Source organism: Pseudonocardia alaniniphila (genome assembly GCF_022524485.1).
Taxonomy (GTDB): domain Bacteria; phylum Actinomycetota; class Actinomycetes; order Mycobacteriales; family Pseudonocardiaceae; genus Pseudonocardia; species Pseudonocardia alaniniphila.
Genome location: NZ_JAKXMK010000015.1, coordinates 12003 through 38864, shown reverse-complemented (window position 1 = coordinate 38864; position 26862 = coordinate 12003). Strand labels below are relative to the sequence as shown.

The 26862-nt window shown below is 72.3% G+C and carries 26 protein-coding genes and 1 pseudogene; 18 read left to right on the top strand and 9 right to left on the bottom strand.

What is annotated here, in order from left to right; genetic code table 11:
• Positions 1–131 precede the first annotated feature (131 nt).
• From MMF94_RS17915 to tatC, 5 genes are all read left to right on the top strand, one after another.
• Positions 132–1211: a helix-turn-helix transcriptional regulator gene (locus MMF94_RS17915; protein WP_241038013.1), complete on the top strand. Its 1080-nt coding sequence runs from the start codon at positions 132–134 to the stop codon at positions 1209–1211.
• A complete protein-coding gene (locus tag MMF94_RS17910) occupies positions 1202–2221 on the top strand; it encodes a helix-turn-helix transcriptional regulator (RefSeq protein WP_241038011.1) in 1020 nt (339 codons plus the stop codon). The genes MMF94_RS17915 and MMF94_RS17910 overlap by 10 nt, the downstream gene beginning before the upstream one ends.
• On the top strand, positions 2214–2402 hold the full coding sequence (locus MMF94_RS17905; protein WP_241038009.1) for a hypothetical protein: 189 nt from the start codon (positions 2214–2216) through the stop codon (positions 2400–2402). Before MMF94_RS17910 ends, MMF94_RS17905 begins: the two co-directional genes overlap by 8 nt.
• Before the next feature lie 97 nt (positions 2403–2499).
• Positions 2500–2829, top strand: coding sequence for a Sec-independent protein translocase subunit TatA (tatA, locus tag MMF94_RS17900; RefSeq protein ID WP_241038007.1), 330 nt, complete (start codon positions 2500–2502; stop codon positions 2827–2829).
• Positions 2830–2895: 66 nt separating this feature from the next.
• Entirely contained in the window at positions 2896–3840 is a 945-nt protein-coding gene (tatC, locus tag MMF94_RS17895; protein ID WP_379660604.1) for a twin-arginine translocase subunit TatC, read from the top strand.
• 32 nt (positions 3841–3872) lie between these two features.
• Here tatC and MMF94_RS17890 read toward each other — a convergent pair whose 3' ends face one another.
• A complete protein-coding gene (locus tag MMF94_RS17890) occupies positions 3873–4229 on the bottom strand; it encodes a DUF1330 domain-containing protein (RefSeq protein WP_241038003.1) in 357 nt (118 codons plus the stop codon).
• Between the two features lie 101 nt (positions 4230–4330).
• Positions 4331–4819: a pyridoxamine 5'-phosphate oxidase family protein gene (locus tag MMF94_RS17885; protein ID WP_241038001.1), complete on the bottom strand. Its 489-nt coding sequence runs from the start codon at positions 4817–4819 to the stop codon at positions 4331–4333.
• An 85-nt stretch (positions 4820–4904) separates the two neighbouring features.
• Here MMF94_RS17885 and MMF94_RS17880 point away from each other — a divergent pair, with 85 nt between their 5' ends.
• The 3 genes from MMF94_RS17880 (at position 4905) to MMF94_RS17870 (ending at position 9892) form a co-directional block, all read left to right on the top strand.
• Positions 4905–7661: a DEAD/DEAH box helicase gene (locus tag MMF94_RS17880; RefSeq protein WP_241037999.1), complete on the top strand. Its 2757-nt coding sequence runs from the start codon at positions 4905–4907 to the stop codon at positions 7659–7661.
• 71 nt (positions 7662–7732) lie between these two features.
• A complete protein-coding gene (locus MMF94_RS17875) occupies positions 7733–8614 on the top strand; it encodes a DUF4333 domain-containing protein (RefSeq protein ID WP_241037997.1) in 882 nt (293 codons plus the stop codon).
• Positions 8615–8674: 60 nt separating this feature from the next.
• Complete coding sequence (locus MMF94_RS17870) at positions 8675–9892, top strand: GNAT family N-acetyltransferase (protein ID WP_241037995.1); 1218 nt, start codon at positions 8675–8677, stop codon at positions 9890–9892.
• An 8-nt stretch (positions 9893–9900) separates the two neighbouring features.
• Here MMF94_RS17870 and MMF94_RS17865 read toward each other — a convergent pair whose 3' ends face one another.
• Entirely contained in the window at positions 9901–10851 is a 951-nt protein-coding gene (locus MMF94_RS17865; RefSeq protein WP_241038271.1) for a 5'-3' exonuclease, read from the bottom strand.
• Between the two features lie 57 nt (positions 10852–10908).
• On the opposite strand from MMF94_RS17865, the gene MMF94_RS17860 reads away from it, so the two are divergent.
• On the top strand, positions 10909–12036 hold the full coding sequence (locus MMF94_RS17860) for a M24 family metallopeptidase (RefSeq protein ID WP_241037993.1): 1128 nt from the start codon (positions 10909–10911) through the stop codon (positions 12034–12036).
• A gap of 72 nt (positions 12037–12108) precedes the next feature.
• On the opposite strand, the gene MMF94_RS17855 is transcribed toward MMF94_RS17860, so the two are convergent.
• The gene (locus MMF94_RS17855) at positions 12109–13158 is read right to left on the bottom strand and encodes a GDSL-type esterase/lipase family protein (RefSeq protein ID WP_241037991.1); all 1050 of its coding nucleotides are present in this window, start codon (positions 13156–13158) and stop codon (positions 12109–12111) included.
• 247 nt (positions 13159–13405) lie between these two features.
• Between MMF94_RS17855 and MMF94_RS17850 the strand changes: the two genes are divergently transcribed.
• The 6 genes from MMF94_RS17850 to MMF94_RS17825 all read left to right on the top strand — a co-directional run bounded on the left by MMF94_RS17850 (position 13406) and on the right by MMF94_RS17825 (position 19121).
• The gene (locus MMF94_RS17850) at positions 13406–13597 is read left to right on the top strand and encodes a PspC domain-containing protein (protein WP_241037989.1); all 192 of its coding nucleotides are present in this window, start codon (positions 13406–13408) and stop codon (positions 13595–13597) included.
• A 21-nt stretch (positions 13598–13618) separates the two neighbouring features.
• Complete coding sequence (locus MMF94_RS17845; RefSeq protein WP_338104241.1) at positions 13619–15163, top strand: amidohydrolase; 1545 nt, start codon at positions 13619–13621, stop codon at positions 15161–15163.
• 134 nt (positions 15164–15297) lie between these two features.
• Entirely contained in the window at positions 15298–16098 is an 801-nt protein-coding gene (locus tag MMF94_RS17840) for a PIG-L deacetylase family protein (protein WP_241037987.1), read from the top strand.
• A 131-nt stretch (positions 16099–16229) separates the two neighbouring features.
• Positions 16230–17861: an apolipoprotein N-acyltransferase gene (gene lnt / locus MMF94_RS17835; protein WP_241037986.1), complete on the top strand. Its 1632-nt coding sequence runs from the start codon at positions 16230–16232 to the stop codon at positions 17859–17861.
• Positions 17854–18624, top strand: a complete 771-nt coding sequence (locus MMF94_RS17830; protein ID WP_241037984.1) for a polyprenol monophosphomannose synthase — start codon at positions 17854–17856, stop codon at positions 18622–18624. Before lnt ends, MMF94_RS17830 begins: the two co-directional genes overlap by 8 nt.
• Entirely contained in the window at positions 18621–19121 is a 501-nt protein-coding gene (locus MMF94_RS17825) for a phosphoribosyltransferase (protein ID WP_241037982.1), read from the top strand. The genes MMF94_RS17830 and MMF94_RS17825 overlap by 4 nt, the downstream gene beginning before the upstream one ends.
• Before the next feature lie 90 nt (positions 19122–19211).
• Here the strand turns inward: MMF94_RS17825 and MMF94_RS17820 are convergent, their stop codons facing one another.
• From MMF94_RS17820 to ligD, 5 genes and pseudogenes are all read right to left on the bottom strand, one after another.
• The gene (locus MMF94_RS17820) at positions 19212–19556 is read right to left on the bottom strand and encodes an RNA polymerase-binding protein RbpA (protein ID WP_241037980.1); all 345 of its coding nucleotides are present in this window, start codon (positions 19554–19556) and stop codon (positions 19212–19214) included.
• 241 nt (positions 19557–19797) lie between these two features.
• A pseudogene (locus tag MMF94_RS17815) lies at positions 19798–20788 on the bottom strand (MFS transporter).
• A complete protein-coding gene (locus MMF94_RS17810) occupies positions 20785–22110 on the bottom strand; it encodes an MFS transporter (protein WP_241037978.1) in 1326 nt (441 codons plus the stop codon). Before MMF94_RS17810 ends, MMF94_RS17815 begins: the two are co-directional and overlap by 4 nt.
• The gene (locus MMF94_RS17805; RefSeq protein WP_241037976.1) at positions 22107–22904 is read right to left on the bottom strand and encodes a glycerophosphodiester phosphodiesterase family protein; all 798 of its coding nucleotides are present in this window, start codon (positions 22902–22904) and stop codon (positions 22107–22109) included. Before MMF94_RS17805 ends, MMF94_RS17810 begins: the two co-directional genes overlap by 4 nt.
• Before the next feature lie 26 nt (positions 22905–22930).
• Positions 22931–24865: a non-homologous end-joining DNA ligase gene (gene ligD, locus MMF94_RS43570; RefSeq protein ID WP_338104240.1), complete on the bottom strand. Its 1935-nt coding sequence runs from the start codon at positions 24863–24865 to the stop codon at positions 22931–22933.
• 77 nt (positions 24866–24942) lie between these two features.
• Here ligD and MMF94_RS17790 point away from each other — a divergent pair, with 77 nt between their 5' ends.
• The 3 genes from MMF94_RS17790 to MMF94_RS17780 all read left to right on the top strand — a co-directional run bounded on the left by MMF94_RS17790 (position 24943) and on the right by MMF94_RS17780 (position 26858).
• Positions 24943–25140: a (2Fe-2S)-binding protein gene (locus tag MMF94_RS17790; protein WP_241037974.1), complete on the top strand. Its 198-nt coding sequence runs from the start codon at positions 24943–24945 to the stop codon at positions 25138–25140.
• Positions 25141–25236: 96 nt separating this feature from the next.
• Positions 25237–25722 (top strand): bacterioferritin, encoded by a 486-nt coding sequence (bfr, locus tag MMF94_RS17785; RefSeq protein ID WP_241037972.1) that lies wholly within the window; start codon positions 25237–25239, stop codon positions 25720–25722.
• A 140-nt stretch (positions 25723–25862) separates the two neighbouring features.
• A complete protein-coding gene (locus MMF94_RS17780) occupies positions 25863–26858 on the top strand; it encodes a LacI family DNA-binding transcriptional regulator (protein ID WP_241037970.1) in 996 nt (331 codons plus the stop codon).
• The last annotated feature ends 4 nt before the right edge of the window (positions 26859–26862 follow it).

The window sequence follows — 26862 nt, the reverse complement described above, 5'->3', positions numbered from 1 at the left end:
GGCGGATACCTCGCAGAGCCTCGGCTCGGGGGGTGATCGGGTCAAGGGTTCGGGTGTCGCAAGCTGAGACACCCGACCAGGTTGCGCCGGTCGCCCACGATGCGGGCGGCGGCGGTCGTACGATGCCGGACGTGTCCTCTGCACGGGCCGAGCGTCTGGTGAACCTGGTGCTCTGCCTGCTGTCCACCCGGCAGTTCCTTCCTGCCGAGCGGATCCGCCAGATCGTGCCGGGCTATGCCGACGCCCGGGGCGACGAGGCGTTCTTCCGGATGTTCGAGAGGGACAAGAACGAGCTGCGGGAGCTCGGTGTGCCGCTCGAGACCGGGCGCATGTCGAGCTTCGACACGGTCGACGGCTACCGGATCGCCCGCCAGGACTACGAGCTGGGCGAGATCGACCTGGAGCCCGACGAGGCCGCCGCCGTCGCGCTCGCGGCCCGGTTGTGGGATTCCCCCGACCTGGCGGCACCCGCCCACAGCGCGCTGGTCAAGCTGCGCGCCGCGGGCGTCGAGGTCGACGAGGAACAGGGCCGCGTGCAGCCGCGCGTGCGCACCACCGAGCCGGCGTTCGCGCCCCTGCTCGCCGCGGTGCGTTCCGGGCGCGTCGTCATGTTCGAGCACCGCCGTGGTGGTCCCGGCGGCGCGCTGCAACGGCGGATCGTCGAACCGTGGGGCGTCGTGTCGTGGCGGGGGCGCTGGTACCTCGTCGGGCACGACCGCGACCGCAACGCGCCCCGTTCGTTCCGGGTGTCGCGCATCAGCGACTCCGTCACCCCGGTCGGTCCCGCGGGCGCCGTCACGGTGCCCGCCGATATCGACCTCATGGCGATGGTGCGCCACAACGTCGACCCGCCCCCGGTCAGCGGCACCGCCAGGGTGTGGGTCGCCGAGGGCAGGGCGCAGGGCCTGCGCAGGCTCGCGCGGATGATCGGCCCCCGCACGCACGGCGGACGGCCCGGCGACGAGATGGAGCTCGATCTGCGCAGCGTCGAGACCGTGGCCCGCTGGCTCGCCGGTCACGGTCCCGACGTCGCGGTGCTCGGCCCGGAGAGCCTCGCCGAGGCGGTCCGGAGCAACTGGGCGGCATCGGCGGCGACGCATGGCTCCGATGCCACGGGCGACGCAGTCACCGGCGCCCCCACCCTCGTCACCGACGTGGGCGGCCCCGTCGGACGCCTGCGCCGCCCCGACCGTGCCGGGACGTGGCGGTGAGCAGCGGCGGGGTCACCGAGCGGCTGCCGCGGCTGCTGTCGCTGGTGCCCTACCTGCTTGCGCGGCCGGGCATCCCGGTCGCCGAGGCCGCGGCCGACTTCGGCGTCACCGAACGGCAGCTGCGCCGCGACCTCGAGCTGCTCTGGATGTGCGGCCTCCCCGGGTACGGGCCGGGCGACCTGGTGGATCTGTCGTTCTCCGGCGACACCGTCACCGTCACCCACGACGCCGGGATGCGCCGCCCGCTACGGCTCACCACGGCGGAGGCCACCGCGCTCTTGGTGGCCCTGCGCACGCTGGCCGAGGTGCCCGGCATGGTCGACACGGCGGCGGTGCAACGGGCCACCGCGAAGATCGAGCGGGCGGTCGGTGACGCGGGCAGCGTGGGCGTGGCGGTCGATCTGCCACACGAGGAGGCGGCGGCCACCGCGACCGTCCGGGACGCGCTGGACGCGGGGCGGGCGCTGCGCATCGTCTACTACACGGCGGGGCGCGACGCCGTCTCACAGCGCACGATCGACCCGATGCGGCTGCTGATCGTGGAGGGGCGCGCCTACCTGGAGGCCTGGTGCCGCCGGGCCGAGGCGGTGCGGATGTTCCGGCTGGACCGCGTCGAGGAGGTCGAGGTGCTCGACGAGCCGGCCGCCCCGCCGCCGGACGCCGAGCCCTCCGACGTGTCCCACGGCCTGTTCCGTCCCAGCGAGGACCACCGGTCCGCCGTGCTGCTGCTGGAGCCCGAGGCCCGGTGGGTGGCGGAGTACTACCCCGTCGACGAGGTCGTGGAGCTCGACGGGAACCGGGCGAGGGTGCTGCTGCGCTACGCCGACCCGGCATGGCTGGTCCGGCTGGTGCTGGGGCTCGGCGGCGGGGCGCGGCTGCTGGAGCCACCGGAACTGGTGGAGACAATCGGCCGCCGGGCGCGCGAGGCACTGACCGCCGCGGAGGCGGGCGGTGTCGATCAGACCGGCGATCAGGACGGCGACGAGGACGGGGAGCGAAACGATGGGTGAGTTCCTCCCCGCGGTGGTCACCGCGGGCGCCGGGCTCGTGCTGCTGGCGCTCGTGCTGGCGCTGGCCGTGCCGCCGGTGCGCCGGTTCCGTCGGGCGAGTGCTGAGCTGCAGGTCGACACGCGAGGGCGCATGGCTCTGTTGCAGCAGCTGGTGAACTCCCGGCGACGCCCTTACGAATGAGCAACGACCAATACATCGGGGCAGGCCCGCGCCCGTATCGGGCGTTCCGGGCGGCGTAGACTCCGCGGCACGTGCCCACGGCGGAAGGACGAGAATCATGCCGAGCCTCGGTGGCTGGGAATTCGTGATCCTCATCGGGATCTTGGTGCTCTTGTTCGGTGCCAAGCGGCTCCCGGACATGGCGCGTTCCATCGGACAGTCCGCCCGTGTCTTCAAGGGCGAGATGAAGGGCATGAAGAGCGACGAGACGCGCGAGGACGCTGCCGGCACCACCGACAAGCCGGCCGCCCAGCCTGCGCCGCCCGCGCCGCCCGCGGCCCTTCCCGCAGCGCAGCCCGCACAGGTTCAGCAGCCGGCACAGGCCCAGGAGCCCCGGACGGAGAGCACCCGCACCACACAGCCGGGTGCCAGCAACACCGGGCAGTAGCCCAGCCCGGTGGCCAAGTTCTCCGTGAAGTTCGGCAGCCGTCGGCCGAAGAACCCCGACGGCACGATGACTCTCATCGAGCATCTCTACGAGCTGCGCAACCGGCTCGCCATCGCGCTGATCGCGATCGCGCTCACCACGATCATCGGTTACATCTGGTACGGCACGAACTTCTTCGGCCTGCCCAGCCTGGGCGACCTGCTCAAGGAGCCCTACTGCGCCATTCCCGCCTCGTCGCGCGGTCAGTTCAGCGCGGATCCCAACGCCTGCACCCTGCTCGCGACGGGTCCGTTCGACCAGTTCAACCTCCGGCTGAAGGTCGCCATGACGGCCGGCATCGTGCTGGCCTGCCCGGTGTGGCTGTACCAGATCTGGGGGTTCATCACCCCCGGTCTCTACGCGAAGGAGCGGCGCTACGCGCTCACCTTCGTCTCCGTCGCCGCGGTGCTGTTCGTCTTCGGGGCGGTGCTGGCCTTCCTGGTGGTCACCCAGGGCCTGAGCTTCCTGCTCAGCATCGGCGACGAGGTGCAGACCACGGCGCTGACCGGTGAGTACTACTTCTCGTTCATCATCGCGCTGCTGCTGATCTTCGGGGTCAGCTTCGAGATCCCCCTGCTCGTGGTGATGCTGAACCTCGCGGGCGTCATCTCCTACGAGAAGCTCAAGGCGTGGCGGCGGGGGCTGATCTTCGCCCTGTTCGTCTTCGCCGCGATCGCCACGCCCGGTCAGGACCCGATCTCGATGCTGGCGCTCGCGCTGGCCCTCGTGGCGTTGTTCGAGGTCGCCATCCAGATCACGAGGATCAACGACCGTCGTCGCGCCGCGCGCCGTGCCGCCGAGGGCTGGGACGAGTGGGACCCCGACGCCCCGAGTCCCATCGACACCACGCCGAGCAAGATCGACGTCAGCCCGAGCTCGATCGACCAGCCGAGCACCCTCGACCCCCCTGGCCCGATCGAGGTGCCGCACAACAACTCCGACTCCGCCCGCCGGGTCGACGACGCCACCTGACCCCGAGCCGCTCCGCCGCCACTGCTGCCCAGCTACGCCTGCGCGGCTGCCGGCGGAGCGCTCACCGGGGCACGGAGCACGTCGGTGGCCTTGTGGTCCGGTCCCACACCGTCCACCAGCAGTACGTCCGCGATCGAGTTCTCCGTGCGCAGCGGGAGGATCGCCCGGTAGGCCGGTGAGTCGTACCAGTCCTGCGCCTGCTGCCGCGTGGGAAAGGCGAGCACGATGAGATGACCGGGGAACTCGCCCTCGACCACTGTCGTCTCGGCGCCGTGCACGATGAACCGGCCGCCGAACGGCTCGAGTGTCGCGTCGATCCGCTCCAGGTACTCGACGATCGCCGGCCCGATGGTGACCTCGCGCATGTGCGCGACGGCGTAGGTGGTCATGGTTCCTCCCCGGTCCGGCGGCCGGGCTGTCCGGCCGTCGGGTACCAGCTTGGGCCGGTGCGGGGTGCCCGGTCGATGACGTGGGAGGTAAGGCGGCGGGCTCAGGCCGCCTCGCGCCACACCATGATCCGGTCGTTCTCACCCGCCAGCAGCACCGCCGCGGGCTGCACCTGCAGGCGCCAGGGCTCCAGCCGCAGTGCCGCGAATCCGGGGGAGAGCGGCCCGTCCCAGCCGGAGATGATCGCCGGGTCGTAGCCGACCGGCTCCGGGGCCGTGCGGAAGCGCTCCCACAGCTCGGTCCGCGTCTCCTCGTCGGTGTGCAGGGTCGCCCGGCACTGGGCGGTGGCGGTGTCCTGCGAGGGGTCCCAGTAGGTCAGCGAGACGTACGGGTGGGCGGTCAGGTGCGCCTGTTTCGTCGGGGTCGGTCCGGTGCCGACCCAGCCGGTCAGACGCTCTCCGTCCCACTCCCAGATGGGGTGCAGGATCCGGGTCCACGGCCTGCCCTGGGGGTCGACGGTGGCGGTGGTGGCCCAGACGATGCGGTGGGCAAGTGCGACGAATGCGGGAGCGGTTTCGGAGAGCGAGGACACGGGACGACCCTCTCATGACGCGCGATTGCCCCGTTGTGACCGGGCAGTCCCGATTGACGGTGCTCCGATGTGGAAACCTGGGCCGGTGGCCAGCAGCAATCCCGCTCCCGCGGAGGCATACGCCGCCGCCAGGAGCCGCGCCGCACGTCCCCGCCTCGCGGAGTTCGCAGGGAGTCTCCCCTTCGAGCTCGACGGGTTCCAACAGACGGCGTGTTCCGCTCTCGAAGACGGGCACGGGGTCCTCGTATGCGCACCGACCGGTGCCGGGAAGACCGTGGTCGGTGAGTTCGCGGTGCATCTCGCGCTCGCCCAGGGTCTCAAGTGCTTCTACACGACCCCGATCAAGGCACTGTCGAACCAGAAGTACGCCGACCTCGTACAGCGCCACGGTGCCGACGCCGTCGGGCTGCTGACCGGCGACACCGTCATCAACGGTGACGCGCAGGTGGTGGTGATGACCACCGAGGTGCTGCGCAACATGATCTACGCCGGGTCCCACCAGCTCGAACACCTGGGCTTCGTGGTGATGGACGAGGTGCACTACCTCGCCGACCGCTTCCGCGGTGCCGTCTGGGAGGAGGTCATCCTCCAGCTCCCGGAGCACGTCGCACTGGTGAGCCTGTCGGCCACCGTGAGTAACGCCGAGGAGTTCGGCGACTGGCTGGTGACCGTGCGCGGCGACACCACCGTGGTGGTCGACGAGCACCGGCCGGTGCCGCTGTGGCAGCACATGATGGTCGGCAACCGGCTCCTGGACCTGTTCGCGGGCGAGGACGCCGCGGGCGAGCTGAAGGTGGACCCCGACCTCGTGCGCTACACCCGCGATCTCGACCGGCAGAGCGCCGTGTGGGACCGGGGACGGGGGCGCGGCCCGCGCGGTGGCGGGAACGGCCGGTCCTCCAGCCGGTTCCGGCCGCCTTCGCGCACCACTGTGATCGACCGGCTGGACCGCAACGCGCTGCTCCCCGCGATCACGTTCGTCTTCAGCAGGGCGGGCTGCGACGCCGCGGTCGGCCAGTGCGTGCGCTCCGGACTGCGGCTCACCACCGAGGTCGAGGCCGAGGAGATCCGGCGCACGGTGGAGCGCCGCACCGTCGACCTCCCGCAGGCCGACCTCGCGGTCCTCGGGTACTGGGAGTGGCTCGAGGCGCTGGAGCGCGGGATCGCGGCCCACCACGCCGGGATGCTGCCCGCGTTCAAGGAGACCGTGGAGGAGCTGTTCGTCCGTGGCCTGGTCCGTGCGGTGTTCGCGACCGAGACCCTGGCCCTCGGGATCAACATGCCCGCTCGCACCGTCGTGCTGGAGCGCTTGGTCAAGTTCAACGGCGAGTCGCACGCCGACCTGACTCCCGGCGAGTACACGCAGCTCACGGGCCGTGCCGGCCGCCGCGGGATCGACGTGGAGGGCCACGCGGTCGTGATCTGGCAGCCCGGGGTCGACCCCGTCCAGGTCGCCGGACTCGCGTCGACCCGTACCTACCCGCTGCGCAGTTCGTTCCGGCCCGGCTACAACATGGCCGTCAACCTGGTCAAACGGCTCGGCACGGAGGCGGCCCGCGAGCTGCTCGAGAAGTCGTTCGGGCAGTTCCAGGCGGACCGGTCGGTGGTGGGGCTGGCCCGGCGCATCGAGCGCAACAACGAGGCGCTCGCGGGCTACGCCGAGTCGATGCACTGCCACCTCGGGGACTTCGCCGAGTACGCCGCGCTGCGCCGCCGCGTCGGGGAACGGGAGAAGGCGCTGTCGCGTCAGGGCGTGGCCGACAGGCGAGAGGCCGCGGCCGAGTCACTGCGGGCCCTGCGGCCGGGAGACGTCATCGCGGTACCCGGTGGCCGGCGTGCCGGTCTCGCCGTGGTGCTCGACCCCGGTCTCGCCCCCGGCGCCGATCCTCGCCCGCTGGTGCTCAGCGAGGACCGGTGGGCGGGCAGGCTCTCCTCCGCCGACTTCCCCACCCCCGTCGAGCCACTCGGACGGATGCGGCTGCCCAAGCGTGTCGACCACCGGACGCCGAGCGTGCGTCGCGACCTCGCGTCGTCGCTGCGCAACACCGGGATCGTCGCTCCCTCCGTGCCCCGGCGTCGCTCGCGCGGCGGAGGCACCGACGATCCGGAGCTCGCGACGCTGCGCCGGACCCTGCGTGCCCACCCGTGCCACGGCTGCGACGACCGCGAAGCCCATGCGCGATGGGCGGACCGGTACGCCCGTCTGGAGCGCGAGACCGAACAGCTGCGGCAGAAGGTGCGGGCGACCACCCACTCCCTGGCGCGGGCCCTCGACCGGATCCGCGCGATCCTCGCGGAACGGGGCTATCTCGACGGCGACGAGGTCACCGCGCACGGTGAGCGCCTCGCGCGGCTCTGGGGTGAGTCGGATCTGCTGACCGCGGAGTGCCTGCGCCACGGCGTGTGGGACGGGTTGGGGCCCGCGGAGCTGGCCGCCGTGGTGTCGTCGCTGGTCTACGAGTCGCGACGGGACAACGGCCCGATGCCACAGGTGCCGTCGGGTCCCGTGTCGGATGCCCTGGGCAAGACGGTGCGGACCTGGGCCGAGTTGGAGGGCGACGAGCGCCGCCACCGGGTGGATCGCACCCGTGAGCCCGACCTCGGTTTCGCCTGGCCGATGTACCGCTGGGCTCGGGGCGAGTCGCTGTCGGTCGTGCTGACGGCCGCCGAGCAGAACGGCGCGGAGCTCTCGGCGGGTGACTTCGTGCGCTGGTGCCGTCAGGTGCTCGATCTGCTCGACCAGATCGCCGGTGTCATGGGCCGCAGCGACGGTGTGGGCCGCGCGGCGGCTCAGGCGGTGACGGCTGTGCGGCGCGGCGTGGTCGCCGTCGGCGCCGTTTGAGCAGGGTGTTCCCGGGTCCGTGATCGGGTTGTGCTTGGATCGCCCGACCGCACCTGGCAGAAAGGTCCCCGATGAGCGCGCCCCAGGGTCCCAACCCGCCGCATGGCAGTCCTCCGGGGAACCCGGCGGATCAACCGGCATGGGGTCAGCAGCCGCCCGGCGGCTGGGGCCAGCAGCCACAGGACGGGGATCCGGACGAGACCCGAGCGGTTCCGACCGGCCCCGAGACCCGCGCCGTGCCGACACAGGGCCCGGGCAACGAGCCGCCGCCCCAGCCCGGGCAGTTCGCCAGCCCGCACAAGCAGCACACCGAGACCGTCCCGGGCATGCCGGCGCAGCACTCGGAGACCATGCCGGGCATGGCGCCCTACGGCCAGCCGCCCCAGCCGCAACCGGGCCTGCCGCCCTACGGCCAGCCCCACCCGGGTCAGCCGCCGTACGGGCAGCCCCAGCAGTTCGGGCAGCCGCCCTATGGCCGTCCCCAACAGGGCCCGCAGCAGCCCTATGGCGGGCCGCAGCAGTTCGGATCGCCGGGCTGGGGGCAGCAACAGCCCACCCAGCAGTGGGCGGGCCAGCAGCCTGCAGGTCAGCAGCAGTGGGGGCAGGGCCGCCCGCCCGCGCCGGCTCCGGCCGAGAAGAGCGGGGCGAAGCGCCTGCTGCTGCCGATCATCGGCGGCGTCGTGGTCGTCGCGGTCATCGCCGTGCTCGGGTTCGTGTGGCCGGGGTTCTTCGTCAGCAAGGTGTTCGACCAGGCGGCCCTGCAGGACGGCGTGCAGCGGGTCCTCGCACAGAACTACAACCTCGACGTGTCCGCCGTGCAGTGTGACGAGGGGATCCGCGTCTCCGAGGGCACGAGCTTCGAGTGCCAGGCCACCGTGGACGGCGCCACCGTCAAGGTCCCGATCACGATCACGAGCTCGGACGGCGCGTACGAGGTGGGCCGCCCCGCCTGACCCACGGCAGGTCCGGAACCGGGTTTGCCGGGGAGAGGGCTTCGGGCAGCATCGCTCTCTGTGAACCCCGACGTCCGCGTCCTCGATGCCGACCAGCTCCGATCGGCCCACATGCTCTTCGCCGCCACGATCCACCGCGGCCCGGTCGATGACCAGCGGTGGTCCCACACGGCCACGACCTACAGCCCCGGTCGCACCCTCGGGATCCACCACGGCAGCGCGTTGGTGGCCACGGCGACGTCCATCCCGAGCAAGCTCGTGGTGCCCGGTGGCGCCGTGCTCCCGATGGCCGCCGTCACGCGCGTCGGCGTGCGGGCCGACCACACCCGCAGCGGCCTGCTGACAGCCATGATGCGAACCCAGCTCGACGACGTCGCGGCGCGGGGCGAGCCGGTGGCAACGCTGCGGGCCAGCGAGGCGCGGATCTACGGGCGGTTCGGCTACGGGGTGGCCACCCGCGGGCGAGACCTCACCGTGAATGCCGAGCGCGCGAGCTGGCGGCCCGGCGCGCCGCTGGGTGGGTCGGTGCGCCTGCTCGACCGCGACGAGATCCTCCCGACGATGCGGGACGTCTACGAGACCTTCGCGCTGAACCGCGTCGGGAGCATCACGCGGCCCGACCGGTGGTGGCAGAGCATGTTCGGCCATCGCATCGACGATCGCGAGCCCGCCCTCGGTGTCGTGCACACGGGATCAGGCGGCGACGACGGCTTCGCGATCGCGTTCCGGACCTCCGCCACGGGCTTCGCGGAGCAGACGCTGGAGATCGCCGACCTGCAGGCCGCGGACGTGCAGGCGACGGCGGGGCTCTGGCGGTTCCTGCTCGGCGTCGACCTGATCACCTCGGTTCGCACCGAGCTGCGGCCGCTGGACGAGCCCCTGGAGCTCCTGCTGGGCGACCCGCGGGCCTGTGTGGTCACGGGCCAGCACGACGAGACGTGGTTGCGGCTCGTGGACGTCCCCGCGGCTCTCGCCGCCCGCTCCTACGGGCCCGCCGATCCGGTGCTGCTGGCGGTGCACGACCCGTTGCTGGAGAAGAACGCAGGCGTTTACCGGATCGCCGACGGCAGCGCGGAGTTCGTCGGGCCTCTCGGCGGCCCGGTGGCGCCGGAGCTGGAGTGCGACGCGGCGGCGCTGGCGATGGCCTACCTCGGGGACCGCACGCCCTCTCAGCTCGTGGCCACGGGCTGGTGGAGCGCACCCGACCCGGGCGCTGTCCGGCGGGCCGACGCCGCGTTCGCCACAGCCGAGGTGCCGTGGTGCGGCACGTATTTCTGAGCTGCCTCCTACCCGGCCACGGCGGACTTGGCCAGAGCGGCGAGCAGCCGGTCGACCGAGCCGCCGAGTCCCCACCGTTCGGTCAGTGCGGCCAGGCGGTCCGGGTCGGCAGGTGATCCGGGCAGGGCGTCGGGCCGGTCGTGACGGACCGGGGCGTCCTGTGCCACCCGGACCACGGGTTCCACGACCGCGAGGTACGGCTCCGCCGCGGCCAGCTTGGTGCGGACGGGCGGGGACAGCCGCGCGTCCGTACGGTCGGTGACGGCAGCCACCAGCTCGGCCCACGAGTCGAAGCGGCCGACGAGCGTCGCCGCGGTCTTCGCCCCGACCCCGGGCACACCGGGCAGCCCGTCGGACGGGTCGCCGCGCAGCATGGCCATCTCGGCGTAGGCCTCACCTGCCCGGGAGACGGGTACGCCGTACTTCGCGGCCACCTCGGCCGGGCCCAGGTGCTCGGCCTTCGCGAGGCCCCGGCCGACGTAGAGCAGGCGCACGGGGACGGGTTCCTCGCGCACGATCTGCATCAGGTCACGGTCGCCGCTCACGGCCAGGACCGCGTCCGTCCGCTCACCCGCGGCGAGCGTGCCGATCACGTCGTCGGCCTCGTAGCCCTCGGCGCCGGCAGTGGCGATGCCGGCCGCGGCCAGCACCTCGAGCAGGATCGGGACCTGAGGCGCGAGGGTGTCGGGCACCTCTTCGGGGAGTCCGGCAGGGGCCACGTCGGGCTCACCGGGCACCCGGTGCGCCTTGTAGGACGGCAGCGCCTCGACGCGGAACGCCGGGCGCCAGTCCAGGTCGAGGCACGCGACGAGCCGCGTGGGCCGCCGTTCGGCGATCAACCGCGCCACCATGTCGGTGAACCCGCGCACCGCGTTGACGGGGGTGCCGTCCGGGGCGGTGATCGTCTCGGGCACGCCGTAGTAGGCGCGGAAGTAGAGGCTCGCGGCATCCAGCAGCATCAAAGAGGGCGCAGGCGCGGTCACGCTGGGACAGCTTGCCGGAATACGCTGCCATCCATGACACCGGCCGTTCCGATCGCGCTGCTCGCCGACCGCATCCGCCGTGCCGGAGAGGTTGCAGCGGCGCACGACACCGACTTACTGCTCGTCACCCCCGGCACCGATCTGCGTTACCTGATCGGTGCCGATGGCGAGTCCCACGAGCGCCTCACCTGCCTCGTGCTACCCGCTGCCGGCCACAGGGCGCCCCCGGCCCTCGTGGTGCCGCGGCTGGAAGCACCGGGTTACGCCGGGCTCCCTCTGGACGATCTCGGTGTGGAGGTGGTCACCTGGATCGACGGCGAAGATCCCTACCTGCTGGTGAGCGATCTCGCGGGCGGGCCGACCAGGGTCGCCGTGGTGGACTCGATGCCGGCCGCTCACGTCTTCGGTATCCGGGACGCGCTCCCGGAGGTCCTGCAGGAGCTCGCCGGTCCGGTGTTGCGGGATCTGAGGATGCGCAAGGACGCCGCCGAGGTGGCCGAGCTGCGTGCGGCCGGAGCGGCGATCGACCGCGTGCACGCCCGGATGGCCGAGTTCCTGAAGCCCGGCCGCACCGAGGAGCAGGTGGGCGCCGACATCGCCGCGGCGATCGTGGAGGAGGGCCACACGTCGGCCGCCTTCGTGATCGTCGGCTCCGGGCCCAACGGCGCCAGCCCGCACCACGGCGTGTCCGACCGGGTGATCGCGGAGGGGGACGTCGTCGTGATCGACATCGGCGGCCCGCTGCCCAGCGGCTACTACTCCGACTGCACCCGCACCTACGCCGTGGGAGACACCCCGCCGGCGTCAGTGCGCGAGTCCTACGCCGTGCTGCAGGACGCGCAGGAACGTGCTGTGGCCGCCGTCCGGCCGGGTGTCACCGCCGAGCAGGTGGACGCCGCTGCCCGGCAGCCGATCACCGCCGGAGGCCTCGGCGAGCGGTTCGTCCACCGCACGGGGCACGGCATCGGACTGGACGTGCACGAGGACCCCTACATCGTCGGCGGGAACGCGCTGGCGCTGGAGCCGGGTATGGCGTTCAGCGTGGAGCCCGGCGTCTACCTCGACGGCGAGTGGGGTGCTCGGATCGAGGACATCGTCGTGGTGACCGACGACGGTTGCGAGCGGCTCAACGGCCGTCCGCGCGACCTCGTGGTGCTCTGACGCCAGGGCCGCTGCCGGCCGGGCCGGGGTGTGCGACCAGACCTCGGGCCCGGCGCGGGCGGCTGAGGCGTCTCAGGCCGCCGCCGGGGCCGGGTGCGCAGCCTCGACCCGGTTGTGGCCGTCCGGACCGGTCACGCACGACGCCGCCTGCGCTGGCGAGCGCACGAAGTCGGCGAGGCAACGCGCCATCTCGGCGTGCGCTGCAGCATTGGGGTGGAACGACTCCTGGGCGAGGTGGAAGCCGACCGCGTCGAGACCGCCGTGGACCAGCGCCTGCGGGTCGACGGTGATGCGGCGCTGCCACTCGTCCGCGGGCAGGGGGTGGCTGCAGGCCTCGCGGCCCTCCGTGGCCCGCACCATGTCGAGGAACCGCGCGCCCGCGCGTTGGGCGACACCGGCGAGGGCGGCCGAGAGAGCGGGGAACAGCGTGGTGCGGCCCCACGCGGCGTCGGCCTTGTTGTAGGGACAGCCTTGGAGCGCCTGCGCGCGCACCGCGTGCTCGGTGACCGGTGAGGCATAGGACATCAGCACGAGCTGGTAGCCGTTGTCGGCGTAGCCCGCCCGGCGCATCGCCTCCCGGACATCGCGTACCGCCGCCTCGACCTTGGTCGCGGTGGCGGCCATGCGGCCGCCGACCAGCGGCCCGATCGTGTCGCGGCACGGGGGCCGGCGCGTGTCGAGGAACGCGGCGATGCAGGCGATACCGGTGGCGGTGAGCGCGGCGTCGTCGTTGGCGCCGACCTGCAGGACGACGGTGGTGACCTGGTAGCGGGTGGCGACGTCGATGAGGCGCTGCGCCTGCGACCCCTCGGTGTTGTGGCTCCCGCCGAAGGCCACGGCGGCGGAGTCGGCACCCGAGCAGGCGAGGTTGACCGACTGCTGGGCCAGCCCGGTGCGGTTGATGTACGCGTGCGGCGAGCGGTGGCACCAGTCGCCGTTCTCCCCGCGGGTGCCGGGCTCGTAGTCGCCCGCCCCGTCGCCGGACGCGGCGCTGTCGCCCAGTGCGACGACCGCCGTGGGCCGCGCGTCGGCGGCCGCTGCCGGCCCGCCCAGCAGCGCCGCGACGACGGCGAGCAGGCAGGCCATGGCGACCACGGCGAGCGGGGAGCGAGATCGATTCACGATGACGACGCTAAGCGGCGGTCCCGAACCCGGCCAGGGCGTCCGGCGACATCAGTGGACAGGTCACAGCCACCGCCCGGGCGGAGCAGCGTAGGCCTCACGATGGGCGAGTGCTCTCCCTCGTTCGGGGGTATATCCGGGACAGAACTCGGGGCCGGCTCCGGGTGATCACCGAGTTCGGGGCCCGCGCCACGGCGCAGACTGGATCTTGAGCGGCGAGGTTCGCCGCACCTGGAAGGAGCCCTTCGTGGCATCGACCACCCTGACCCGACCGCGGCACGGGACGGTCATCGCCGGCGTGTGTGCCGGACTCGCCGAGCGCTTCGGCTGGAGCCCGTTCGCCGTCCGGCTCGTGTTCCTGCTGTCCTGCCTGGTGCCCGGCCCACAGTTCGTCGGGTACATCGCGCTGTGGGTGATCATGCCCAAGCGCCCCTACTGATCGGTGCGGTAGACAGGCCCGGTGACCCGCAGCCTGCTGCTCGGCGCCCGGGTCCTCGACCCGGGCGGCCGGGGGGACCCCGAGGCTGTCGAGATGGACGGCGACCGCATCAGCTTCGTCGGCACGGCCGCCCAGGCCCGGGAGCGGGCGCCGGGCGCCACCGTGCTCGAACTGGACGGCGCGGTGATCGCCCCGGCGTTCGTCGACGCCCACGTCCACGCCACGGCCACCGGCCTGCTCGTCGACGGCGTCGACCTCACCGGCTGCGCGTCGCCCGACGCGCTGCTCGCGGCGGTGGCCGCCCGCGCGGCCGAGCGCCCGGGCGCGCTGGTCTGGGGCCACGGCTGGGAGGACCAGCTCTGGGCGGGCCCGCTGCCCACCCGCGCCGCGCTCGACCGGGCCGCCGCGGGTGCCCCCGTGTACCTGAGCCGGATCGACGTGCACTCGGCGCTCGTGTCCTCGGCGCTGCTCGACCGGGCCCCTACCGCCGTCGGCGCGGCGGGCTGGTCCGACGGGCCGCTGTCCGCCGACGCGCACCACCACGCCAGGCGGGCGGCGCTGGCCGCGGTGGACAGCACGGGCCGAGCCGCGGCCCAGACCGCCTTCCTCGCCGCGGCCGCCGCCCGGGGCATCGCCGTGGTCCACGAGTGCGCCGGGCCCGACATCTCCTCCGCCGACGACCTGGCCGAACTGGTCGGTCGTCCGGGCCCCGAGGTGGTCGGCTACTGGGGTGAGGCGGTGACCACGGCTGCGGAGGCCCGTGAGCTGCTCGCCGCCACCGGCGCGCACGGCCTGGCCGGGGACCTGTTCGTCGACGGCTCGATCGGGTCACGCACCGCCGCGCTGCGGGCCCCCTACGTCGATGCTGCGGGATGCACCGGCAACCGCTACCTGGACGCCGACGCCGTCGCCGCGCACGTCACGGCCTGCACCGGCGCCGGAGCGCAGGCCGGTTTCCACGTGATCGGCGACGCCGCCACCGACCTGCTCCTGGCCGGGCTCGACGCCGCCGCTGCGGCCACATCGGTCGAGGCCCTGCGGGCGGCCGTCCATCGCGTCGAGCACCTCGAGATGGTCGATCCCGAGCAGGCGCGGCGGCTGGCCGAGCTGGGCGTCGTCGCCAGCGTGCAGCCGATGTTCGACGCCCTCTGGGGCGGCGCCGCCGGGATGTACGCCGAGCGGCTCGGCTCGGACCGGGCGGCCGGGATGAACCCCTTCGCCGCGCTCCGGGACGCAGGGGTCGCGCTGGCGTTCGGGTCCGACTCGCCCGTCACGCCGCTGGGCCCATGGGCGGCCGTGCACGCCGCGGTCCGCCACCACACCGCCGGCTCGGGGCTGCGGCTGTCCGAGGCGCTGGCGGCGCACACTGCCGGCGGGTACCGCGCTGCCGGCGAGGTGTCCCCGCTCTCCGGCAGGCTGGTGCCCGGCGCCCCGGCGTCCTACACCGTCTGGGACGCGGGCCCCGACGCCGTCGATCACACGCGGCCGCCGCGCTGCCTGCGCACCGCTCACAGGGGGGTGGTGCTGCACGACGCGCTTCCTGGTGTGGGACCATTCGCGTCATGACGGACCGGACGGGCTTCGCGGGTGTGTCCCGCTGCTGTCCGGGGTGTTGTCGCTGCTGTCGCTGTCGCAGCTGACCACCCCCGCTCCCGTCCGTCCGGCCGCCATCGCGGCCCGCACAGTCTGTGATCACGAACGTGACCGCTTCCCCCGATCTGCGTGGCCACACCGTCCTCGTGCTGCACGCCCACCCCGACGACGAGGCGATCTTCACCGGCATCACGCTCCGCCGCCTGGCCGAGGCCGGTGCGCGCACCGTGCTGGTCGTCGCCACCGCAGGCGAGCTCGGCAGCTCCCGCCTGCCGCTGCGGCCCGGCGAGACGATCCCCGAGCGCCGCGTGGCCGAGCTCGAACGGGCAGCCGAGCTGCTCGGAGTGTCCCGCCTGGTCCTGCTCGGCAAGCGCGACTCGGGGCTCCCCGGGTGGACGGCAGGCGAGCACGCACGCGCGCTCGCCGCGGCCGACCCGCTGCAACTGGCGCGCCACGTCGCCGAGATCGCCGACGACGAGGGCGCCGGCACCGTCGTCCACGACGACGAGCACGGCATCTACGGCCACCCCGACCACCGGGCGGTGTTCCGGATCGGAGCCACGGCGGCCGAGATGGTGCAGGCGAGCGCCTACCGGATGACCGTCGACAGGGAGCACCTGCACGTGACGGCGAGAGACGGCCACCTGGTGCACGGAGCCGCGCGCGCGGCCGCGGTGCCCTTCGGCCGGGCGACCGCAGAGATCGGCCTCGCGGTGTCCGGTTCCGGCGAGCACCTGACGGCCAAGCGGGAGGCGATGATCGCGCACGCCTCCCAGATCGCACCCGACGAGGTCCCGGCCGCGGGTTTCGCCGCCGCCTACGGCTACGAGTGGTACCGCCGCAGCGGAAAGCCAGGTCTGCTGGACGCGCTCGGCAACGTGCACCTGCTCGCTCCCGTGCCTGCCTGACCGGGTAGATCCGACATCGGCGACGAACGCGGCGGCCCGCGTGCCGGTTCGGGGAGATTCCGCAGCCGGCGGCCGGTTCCGGGTGCCGCTGGTCACGGCCGTCATACATCCGCGCCGTAGGCTCTGCTCCCGTGGCCGTACCCACCACCACCGTCGCGTCGGAGTCGTCCGAGCCCGGTCCGCCTCCTCCCGCCCGGTGGCGTCGCCGCGCCTGGTCCGCTTTCGCCGCGCGGTTCGTGGCGGCGGCCGGTGGCGGTCTGCTGCTGTACCTGAGTTTCCCGCCCCGCACCCTGTGGTGGCTGGCGCTGCCGGCGTTCGCGCTGCTCTGGTCGGCTCTGCGCGGCCGTGGCGTGCGGGCCGGGTTCGGCTGGGGCTACCTGTTCGGGCTCGCGTTCCTGCTCCCGCTGCTGGTCTGGATCGGCTCGCTCGTCGGCCCGGTGCCCTGGGTGGCGCTGTGCGTGTTCGAGGCGCTGTTCTTCGGTCTGGCCGGCGCGGGAATGTCGCTGGTGTCCCGGCTACCCGCCGCGCCGATCTGGGCCGCCGCGGTGTGGATCGCCGGCGAGGCGCTGCGGGCGCGGGTGCCGTTCGGCGGCCTTCCGTGGGGTCGTGTCGGGTTCGGCCAGCCCGACGGACTCCTGCTGCCGCTGGCGTCGATCGGCGGTGAGCCGCTGCTGTCGTTCGCCACGGTGCTGGCCGGGCTGGCGCTCGGCGAGGTGGTGCGCCGGATCGTCCGGGATCCCGGCATCCTCCGGCGCCGCCCCGCCGCGCTGGCCACGCCCGCCGTCATCCTGGTGCTGACGCTGGTGGCAGGCCCGCTGGCCGCGCTCGTACCCGCCACCCCCGGCGCGCCCGACCGCACCGTCACCATCGCCGCCGTGCAGGGCAACGTGCCGCGCCTGGGCCTGGACTTCAACGCCCAGCGCCGTGCCGTGCTCGACAACCACGTCCGCGTCACCGAGCAACTGGCGGCCGACGTCGCGGCGGGGAAGCGGCCGAAGCCGGACCTCGTGATCTGGCCGGAGAACTCCAGCGACATCGACCCGCTGCAGAACCCCGATGCGGCCGCGCAGATCGACCGCGCCGCACGCGCCATCAACGTCCCGATCCTGGTCGGTGCCGTGCTCCGCAACCCCGACGGCCGCACCACCACCAACTCCGCCCTCGTATGGCAACCGGGGGTCGGGGTCGTCGAGCGCAACGACAAGCGCAGGCTGCAGCCCTTCGGTGAGTACATGCCGTGGCGCAGCTTCTTCCAGCACTTCTCGTCCTACGTCGACCGGGCGGGGTACTTCGTGCCCGGCCCCGGCACCGGCGCGGTGGACATGGCGGGCGTCCGGGTCGGGATCGCCATCTGCTGGGAGATCGCGTTCGACGACCTGGTCGAGCAGAGCGTCGAGGCCGGAGCCACCGTGCTCGCCGTGCCGAGCAACAACGCCACATTCGGGTTCTCGGAGATGACCTACCAGCAGCTCGCGATGTCGCGGGTCCGGGCTGTCGAGCACGACCGGCCGGTGATCGTGGCGACCACGAGCGGCGTCAGCGCAACAGTGACGCCGGACGGCACCGTCACCGCCAGCACCCGCGAGTTCACGCCCGATGTCCTGGTGGATCGAACCACTCTCAAGGACACCACTACGCTGGCCACTCGGTTGGGCGCCGTACCCGAATGGGTTCTGGTCGCGTTGGGAGTGGTGGCGGTCGGCGTCGGGGTTGTGGCCCGGCGTCGCACGGGCACGCGTGTGGGGAAGGACGACGATGGTTGAGCCCACGGTTCCAGTGCTGGTGGTGATCCCGACCTACGAGGAGCGGGACAACCTGGAACCGGTGCTGTCCCGCCTGCACGCCGCGGTTCCCACGGCCGACGTCCTGATCGTGGACGACGCGAGCCCGGACGGCACCGGTGAGCTCGCCGACGCTCTGGCCGCCGCCGACCCGCGGATCTCCGTTCTTCACCGCGCAGGCAAGGCCGGGCTCGGCGCCGCCTACCTCGCCGGGTTCGCCGCCGCCCTGCGCGGCGAGTACCAGTTCGTCGTCGAGATGGACGCCGACGGTTCCCACCCGCCAGAGGACCTGCCCGCCCTCCTCGCGGCCCTCGACGACGCCGACGTCGTGATCGGCTCGCGGTACGTGCCCGGCGGCGTGGTGCGCAACTGGCCCATGCATCGTGAGCTGATCTCCCGGGGCGGCAACCTGTACTCCCGCATCGCGCTCGGTGTGCCGATCAAGGACATCACCGCGGGCTACCGGGCGTTTCGCCGGCAGGTGCTGGAAGAGCTCGACCTCGACGAGGTCTCGTCGCAGGGCTACTGCTTCCAGATCGACATGGCGTGGCGGGCCGTGCAGGCCGGCTTCCGGGTGCGCGAGGTCCCGATCACGTTCACCGAGCGGGAGCGCGGCAGGTCGAAGATGAGCGGGGCGATCGTCGCCGAGGCCTTCTGGCGCGTGATGTGCTGGGGCACCTCCCGGGTGCTGCGCCGCTCGCACGGCCGCGACGACGCGGTGTCCGGCGGCCCGGTGCGTGCATGACCGACGCCCGCGAGGAACTGAGCTGGGAGCAGTTCGGCACGGCGGCGCGTGAGCTCGCCGAGCGGATCGCGGCCGACGGCTACGAGCCCGACATCATCCTGTCGATCGCGCGGGGCGGCCTGTTCGTCGCCGGTTCGCTGGGTTACGCGCTCGACGTGAAGAACCTGCATGTGGCGAACGTCGAGTTCTACACGGGAGTCAACGAGCGGCTGCCCGTACCGATCATGCTCCCGCCGGTGCCCAACGTGGTGGACCTGTCCGGCTCGCGGGTGCTCGTTGCCGACGACGTCGCCGACACCGGCGCCACGCTGAAGCTCGTGCGCGACTTCTGCGTCGGCCACGTGGCCGACGTCCGCTGTGCGGTGGTGTACGAGAAGCCGCAGAGCAGCGTGCAGTGTGAGTACGTGTGGCGGCGCACCAACCGGTGGATCAACTTCCCGTGGTCCACGCAGCCGCCCGTCGTGCGGCGCGGCGCTGCTCAGGTTCTCGACTCCTAGCGGTCGGGCGGCCGGAGCGTCCGGCTCCTGCACGCAGACGCACGAGAGCCGGACCACCCGATCGGGCGACCCGGCTCTCGAGGAACTGCGTCAGGCGATCTCGCGACGGCGCTCGGCCAGAAGTTCGAGCCGCTCGTTGAGCAGCACCTCCAGTTCAGCCACCGAGCGACGCTCGAGAAGCATGTCCCAGTGGGTACGTGGCGGCTTGACCTTCTTCTGCTCGGGCTCGCTCCCGTCGACAAGCCGGGAAATGCTGCCGTGCAGACGGCACTCCCATGTCGCCGGCGCCTCCGCGTCGTTGGCAAAGGGCACTTCGAAGTCGTGCCCCCGCGGGCACGCGTAGCGCATCGACTGCCGCGGTGCGAGGTCGTGGTTGCGATCGGTCTCGTAGCTGACAGCCCCGAGCCGGCTGCCACGGAGCACGCGGTCGGCCATGCGTCGTCCTCCCGTTCACGGCCCGAGGGAGGCTCCCTCGGGCGAATCCACCGGGTGTAACGTCTGCGGAGCAGCCGTCTGTTCCCGCCATCGGGCCGGTTCCGTCAGGTGTCGTTGTCGTATGACGGACACCAAACGTTTCACGCCCCGACCGGTGAGTGTCCCCGATCGGGTGCAGCTACACACGCGACTGTGACGTGTCAGCCAACTGTGACTTATGTCACCGGTGTTGACGAGGTGTTCACACGCGGAGCGGTTGCTCGTTACCGGCGGCCCTGATTGCCCGTCTCATCGGCACGAAGGCGAGGGCCGCTCCGCCCACGACGAAGAACACCACGAGCGAGACGATCGCGGGCCGGAAGGACCCCGTGACGTCGGCGACCGTGGCGAAGAGCAGCGGACCCAACCACGAGGTGCCCTTCTCGCCGATCTCGTAGAGCGAGAAGTACTCGGCCTCCCTGCCGGGCGGGATGAGCTGGCTGAACATCGAGCGGGTGAGCGCGAGCGTGCCGCCCAGCACCACCCCGATCCCCACGCCGACCGCGAGGAACGGACCCACCGCACCCGGGGTGAGGGCGTACGCGCAACACACGACGGCCGTCCACCCGACGAGGCTGCCGAGCGCCGTCCGCTTCGCGCCGAACCGAGCGGATCGCATCGTGGCCCAGGTAGATCGTGAGGTGCAGGAGGAGGGCGAGGCCGCCCCCGAGGTAGCCGAACGCCCAGCCGCGGGCCGACAGCGCGTCGCGCTCGTCGGGGCGGGTGAGCTCGGGCAGGAACGCGTAGTACACGACGATCGATGCGCCGTAGGCCGTGTTCGCGACGAGGAACAGCACGAACCCGAGCTGCCAGTTCGTGCCGGCCACGAGGGCCAGCGCCGCGGTGGCGCCGGCCCCGACGAACGCCGACAACCCCAGCATCCGCCGCTTGTCCTGCGTGCGGTCGGCGATCGCGCCGGTGATCGGGAGCACCAGCACCTGCAGGAGCGTGGCCAGCGAGATCAGGAAGCCGTAGACCGAGCCCGCGGCCACATCGAGGCCGAACAGCGAGACGTTGCAGTCGACGAGCGCGGTGCGTCCCGTGCAGGGCTGCCCGGACGCACGCGCGGCGGCTTCCGCGACCCCTGTCAGGTAGAGCGACAGGAACACCGTGACCACCGAGGTCTGGAAGACCTGGTTGGCCCAGTCGTAGAAGACCCAGCCCGTGCGCTCGCGTGCCTCCGGTGTGGTCACGCCTCCACTGTCTCCGCCGCCGCGTGGGCTGGCGGGCGGACCGGCCACAACGCCAGCAGGCCGGCGCCGAGCACCAGCAGGATGCCGAGCATCCCGGCGCGGTCCGAGCCGAACAGGTACGTGAAGAGGCCGACGAGGGTGGGAGAGAGGAACGACACGGCACGCCCAGTGGTGGCGTAGAGCCCGAACAGTTCGCCCTCCTGGCCTGCCGGGGCGAGGCGCGCGAGGAAGGTGCGTGAGGAGGACTGCGCGGGCCCCACGAACAGCGTGAGGAACAAACCGAAGATCCAGAACATCGTCGGGCCGGACACGAACAGCAGGATCACCCCGGCCACCAGCATCCCCACCAGCGAGCCGACGATCACCGCCTTCGGCCCGACCCGGTCGTCGATCCGGCCCGCCGCGAGCGCCCCGATCGCCGACACGACGTTGGCCGCGATTCCGAAGATGAGCACATCGCCTGCCCCGATCCCGTACACGGTGACGGCCAGGACCGCGCCGAAGGTGAAGATCGCGGCGAGGCCGTCACGGAACAAGGCACTCGCGCCGAGGAAGTACACGGTGTGCGGGCTGCTGCGGTAGAGGGCGCGCAGATCATGGAACAGCGCACGGTAGGAGCCGACGATCCCGGGCGCCTTGCGCCGGCCGGACCGCGGTGGCAGCTCGGGCACCACCAGGAACATCGGCAGCGCGAAGACGAGGAACCAACCGGCCGCGACGAGCGCGGCCACCCGGATGTTGAACCCGTTCTCGGTGGGAACGCCCAGCGCACCGCCGTCGCCGCTGATGAATCCCACGTAGACCAGCAGCAGCAGGACGATTCCGCCGAAGTAGCCCATCGCCCAGCCGAAGGCCGACACCCGGCCGATCGTCGCGGGCGTCGAGACCTGGGTGAGCAGGGCGTTGTAGGACACGGAGGCGAGCTCGAAGAAGATCGACGACAGCCCGAGCAGCAGCAAGCCCAGCCACAGGTAGTGGTAGTCGTCCTGCACGAGGACGAGTCCGGCCGCCGCCACGACCGTCAGTCCGGTCCAGATCGCCACCGACAGCTTGCGGCGCCCGGCGTTGTCGGCGCGGCTCCCGACCACCGGGGCCATGAGTGCGATGAGCAGCCCGGCGGCGCCGATCGAGTAGCCGAGCCAGCTGTTCGCGTCGACCGAGCCGGGGAGGTCCGCCCCGACCGAGTCGGTGAGGTACACGGAGAAGACGAAGGTCAGGATCACGGCGTTGTACGCCGAGGAACCCCAGTCCCAGAACCCCCAGGCGAGGATCTGGCCGCGGGTGGCACCACCGCGGCCGCTCCCGGATAGGCCGGAGCTCACGACTCCTGCCAGGCGTCGCGGGAGTGCAGCACCTCGCGCAGCAGGTCGGGCCGGTCCGACAGCAGGCCGTCGACGCCGAGGTCGAGCAGCGTGCCCATCTCGACCGGATCGTCCACCGTCCACACGTGGACCTCGCGTCCCCCGGCGTGCGCCGTGCGCAGCAGGGCCTCGTCCACCACCGTGAGCGCACCGAAGCGGCGGGGCAGCTGAGCGAGGTTGCCGTGCACCGGTGGGGCGGGCAGCGACGACAACGGACGCGGCAGGGCGTCGAGCCAGGCCCGGGCGCGCAACCCGAACGCGGAGGCCTGGGCGAGCGAGGTGAACAGCCGGGCACCGGCCGCGTTCCGCGCCTTGGTCAGCCGGCCGTCGTGATAGCTGCCCAGGCACACCCGGTGCCAGCTGTCGGTGCGTTCGAGCACGGCGAGCACGGGCTCGACGACGCCGTGGGTCTTGAGCTCGATGGTCATCCGGATGGTGGGCAGCTCGGTGAGTACCTGCTCGAGCAGCGGGATCGGCTCGCGTCCGTTGACCCGCACCTGCGTGAGCGCCGCGGCGGGCAGGTCCGCGATCAGCCCGGCACCGTCGGTGGTGCGGTCCAGTGTGGCGTCGTGGTGGACGACGGGCACGCCGTCCGCGCTCGCGTGCACGTCCAGCTCGAGGTAGCCGTATCCCTCCTCGACGGCACGGTGGAACGCCGCGAGCGTGTTCTCGCAGCCCGCGAGGTCGCCCACGTGCCAGCCGCGGTGGGCATACGCCCGGGGGTACCCACCGTCGAGGTAGGGGTGCTGATCCACGCGTGGAGAGTGCCAGTAGGACTTCGTCACGCGCGACGGGGCAGGCGTTTCCGCTCGGTGAACAGCGGGGCCAGCAGATCGCCGTGCTCGGCGATCCGCGCGGGCAGGTCGGCCGCGGTGAACACGAGGTCTTCCGGACGACGGCACGCGCGCACCTCCTCCCAGGTCACAGGCGTGGCCACCGTGGGCCGGGCCCGTCCGCGCAGGGAGTAACTCGCGATCGTGGTCTTGTGCGGATTGTTCTGGCTCCAGTCCACGAACACCTTGCCGCGCCGGCGGGCCTTCGCCATCACGGCGGTGACCTGCCCCGGTGTCTCGTGGGCGAGCGCCTCGGCGAGGGCCTTCGCGAACTCCGAGGTCTGCTCGGCACGGGTCACCGTGACCGGCACGTACAACTGCATCCCCTTGCCGCCGCTGGTGCGCGGGCAGGCGACGAGGTCGTCGTCGGCCAGGCGGTCGGCGATCCGCTCGGCGACCCGTGCGCAGTCGACCACGGTGGTGCCCTCACCGGGATCGAGATCGAAGACCACCAGGTCGGGGGGCTGGTGCCCGCCGCGCGGGCCGAGCCGCCACTGTGGGACGTGCAGTTCGAGCGCGGCGAGGTTGGCCGCCCAGGCCAGGCCCTCGACGTCGTCGATCAGGGGGAAGTCGGCGCTCTGCGAGCGCCCGCCCGGCGTGCCGACCCGTGCTGTCCGGATCCAGTCCGGCGCGTGCCGCGAGACGTCCTTCTCGAAGAACGACGACTTCTCCACCCCGTCCGGCCAGCGCACCAGCGTGACCGCGCGGTCGCGCAGGTGCGGCAGCATGACGTCGGCAACGGCCATGTAGTGCGCGAGCACGTCCGACTTGGTCGTGCCGGTGAGCGGGTAGATGACCTTGTCCGGGTTGGTGAGCCGCGCTCGTCCGACGCCCGCTGCCGCTGTGCGCCGGCCAGGCGCGGTGGACCGCGGCCGCGACGGTGCGCCACCGGCGACGTCCGTGGCCACCTCCAGCCAGTGCTCGCTGCGCCGTCCTGGCTCGTAGGCCGAGTCGGCGTCCTTGCCCACGACACCGGGCAGGCTCTGCTGTCCGGCCGCGGCGAGCACCTCGGCCCCGCCGCCGTGGAAGACCGGGGCGAGCTTCCAGTGCCTGCCGTCGAGCGGGAGGCGTTCCAGCAACGCCCGCCGCTCCCGGAACGGCAGCGGGCACGTGTCGCGCCCGTCGAGGTGCAGCAGGTCGCCGATCCACAGCTCGGCCTTGTCCGTCGGCCCGGCGAGCTCGCCGTCGAGCAGCACCTGCGTGGCGCCGAGTGAAGGCCCGAGCTCGCGCAGCCGGGGGACGGACACCTCCTCGCCGTCCCCGTCGGTGATCGTCACGCGGCCGCCGTCCACACGCAGGATGACCCGGCGCCCGCCGAACGCGATCTGCCACCACCGCTCCGGGCCGTCGCCGGGCCGGGGGAGCGGCCCCGGTGTTGCGAGCATCGGCAGCGCGTCGTGCGGAAGCGGCTCCCGGCCGGGAGCGGGATCGGAGCGGCGCAGCAGCCAGTTGTCCTTGCCGCCGTCGCGGTCGGTGCGGATGAACACGAACCGGCCGGACGCCCTGGCACCGCGCAACCGGACGATGACCTCGCGCGGGTTCCATTTCTCGGTCTCGTACGTGCCGGTGTCCCAGATCGTCATCGCGCCGCCGCCGTACTCACCCGCCGGGATCTCGCCGGAGAACTCCAGGTACTCGATCGGATGGTCCTCGGTGCGCACCGCGAGCCGGATCGTCTCGGGCTCGGTCGGCAGGCCTTTCGGCACGGCCCACGAGGCGAGCACGCCGTCGCGCTCCAGACGCACGTCCCAGTGCAGCCGGCGCGCGTGGTGCTCCTGGATGACGAAGCGGTGGCCAGGGTCGGACGTCTCCGGATCCGTGTCCGGGACCGGTTCGGGGGTGCGCCGCGGATCGCGCTTGCGGCGGTACTCGTCCAGTGACACGGGGTCAGATTAGGGGCTTGCGCCCGATGCGGGGCACTGTCAACATAGCCTTGCCTTGCCTTAATGAAGGAGTGCCTGTGTACGTCTGCATCTGCGCGGCGGTGCCGGATACCGAGATCCGTTCTTGCATCGCGCGTGGTGCCCGCACTGTCGAAGATGTGGGCGATGCCTGCGGAGCCGGCACCGGCTGCGGTTCGTGCCACGACCACATCGATGTCTTCCTCGCCGCCGCTAACGCTCCGTCGGAGATAGCAGAAATGCCGGTTTCTGCCTGAGCGTCACACTAAGGGTGTTCACACTAAGGGTGCGGTGACCTGCACAAAGGCGGTCCTGAGTTCGACCCGTTCGAGCGTCGCCGATACCGTCGCGCTATGCGTGGCGACCCGGAGATCATCGCACTGCTCAATGATCAGCTCACCAGCGAGCTGACGGCGATCAACCAGTACTTCCTGCACGCCAAGATGCAGCAGAACTGGGGCCTCACCAAGATCGCGGCCTACACCCGTGCCGAGTCCATCGACGAGATGCGGCACGCCGAGACAATCACCGACCGAATCCTGTTCCTCGAGGGGTTGCCGAATTATCAGCGCCTCTTCTCCTTGCGGATCGGGCAGACCGTCCGCGAACAGTTGCAGGCCGACCTCGCCATCGAGCTGGAGGTCGTCGAACGCCTGCGTCCCGGGATCACGATGTGCCGGGAGAAGGGCGATATCACCACCGCCAACATCTTCGAGAAGATCCTCGCCGACGAGGAGCACCACATCGACTACATCGAGACCAACCTCGAGCTGATGGACAAGCTCGGCGAGCAGCTCTACCTGGCCCAGCTCGTGGACCAGCCGCCCACCCCGGGCTGATCCTTCCCCTCCTCGCCCGGCCCGCCGCCCACTCAGTTGGTTCTGCTTGACACTCCGTGAAACGGTTTGCAGAGTTGGGCAGCGAGGACGGGAGCGGGCTTGGCTGTGAAGATCCGGGCGACGACGCAGGCGACGATCCGATGGCGGTGACCATTCACCACGTGGCCCGGGTCGCCGAGGTGTCGGTGTCCACCGTCTCCCGCGCGTTCACCGTGCCCGACATGGTGCACCCGCAGACGCGCCGGAAGGTGCTGCGGGCGGCCGAGGAGCTCGGCTACCAGCCGAACCGCGCCGCCCGCGGCCTCGTCACCGGCAGAACCGGCAACATCGGCGTCGTCGTCCCCGACGTCGCCAACCCGTTCTTCTCCGCCGTCCTCAAGGGGTGCGCGGCCCGCGCCCGGGGAGCGCAGCACGTCGTCTTCCTCGCCGACGCGGCCGAGGACCCCCGTGTCGAGGCCGAGATGGTGGGGGCGATGGCCAAGCAGGTCGACGGCATCGTCCTGTGCTCGCCCCGGGAGAACTCCGCAGAGCTACACCGAGTGGTCGGCACGTCGCCCCTCGTCCTGGTCAACCGCGTCGAGGGCGGCCTGCCCGCCGTGCTCATGGACAGCGCGGACGGTGTCCGGCAGGCCGTGGAGCACCTCGCCGCGCTCGGGCACCGGCGCATCGCCTACCTCTCCGGCCCGGCCGCATCCTGGGCCGGAGCGGAGCGCCTGGGTGGGCTGCGCGCGGCCGCTCCCGCCTGCGATGTCGAGGCCGTCGAGCTCGGGCCGTTCCCGCCGACATTCCAGGGCGGCATCCAGGCCACCGACCTCGCACTGGCCCGTGGCGTCACCGCCGTGCTGGCCTTCAACGACCTGATGGCCATCGGGGTGCTCAACCGCCTCGCTGCCCGCGGCGTCTCCGTCCCGGGGCAGATGAGCGTGATCGGGTTCGACGACATCGAGATGGCGTCGATGACCACCGAACCCCTCACGACGGTGCAGATGCCGATGGAGGCCGCCGGGCGGGCCGCCGTGGACATGCTGCTCGACGACCCGCAGCCCACCACGGAGCAGCAGCGCTGGCTGCCCACCCAGCTGATCGTCCGCTCGACCACGGCGCCCTTGCCGGCGGCCTCGGTGGCGACGCGCTGACGTC

Coding starts and splice junctions, on each gene's coding strand:
- tatA (WP_241038007.1), top strand. CDS start 2,500: ATGCCGAGCCTCGGTGGCTGGGAATTCGTGATCCTCATCGGGATCTTG.
- tatC (WP_379660604.1), top strand. CDS start 2,896: ATGACTCTCATCGAGCATCTCTACGAGCTGCGCAACCGGCTCGCCATC.
- MMF94_RS17865 (WP_241038271.1), bottom strand. CDS start 10,851: ATGCTGCTGGATGCCGCGAGCCTCTACTTCCGCGCCTACTACGGCGTG.
- MMF94_RS17825 (WP_241037982.1), top strand. CDS start 18,621: ATGACCGACGCCCGCGAGGAACTGAGCTGGGAGCAGTTCGGCACGGCG.
- MMF94_RS17905 (WP_241038009.1), top strand. CDS start 2,214: ATGGGTGAGTTCCTCCCCGCGGTGGTCACCGCGGGCGCCGGGCTCGTG.
- MMF94_RS17860 (WP_241037993.1), top strand. CDS start 10,909: ATGACACCGGCCGTTCCGATCGCGCTGCTCGCCGACCGCATCCGCCGT.
- MMF94_RS17820 (WP_241037980.1), bottom strand. CDS start 19,556: ATGGCCGACCGCGTGCTCCGTGGCAGCCGGCTCGGGGCTGTCAGCTAC.
- MMF94_RS17830 (WP_241037984.1), top strand. CDS start 17,854: ATGGTTGAGCCCACGGTTCCAGTGCTGGTGGTGATCCCGACCTACGAG.
- bfr (WP_241037972.1), top strand. CDS start 25,237: ATGCGTGGCGACCCGGAGATCATCGCACTGCTCAATGATCAGCTCACC.
- MMF94_RS17890 (WP_241038003.1), bottom strand. CDS start 4,229: ATGACCACCTACGCCGTCGCGCACATGCGCGAGGTCACCATCGGGCCG.
- MMF94_RS17875 (WP_241037997.1), top strand. CDS start 7,733: ATGAGCGCGCCCCAGGGTCCCAACCCGCCGCATGGCAGTCCTCCGGGG.
- MMF94_RS17780 (WP_241037970.1), top strand. CDS start 25,863: ATGGCGGTGACCATTCACCACGTGGCCCGGGTCGCCGAGGTGTCGGTG.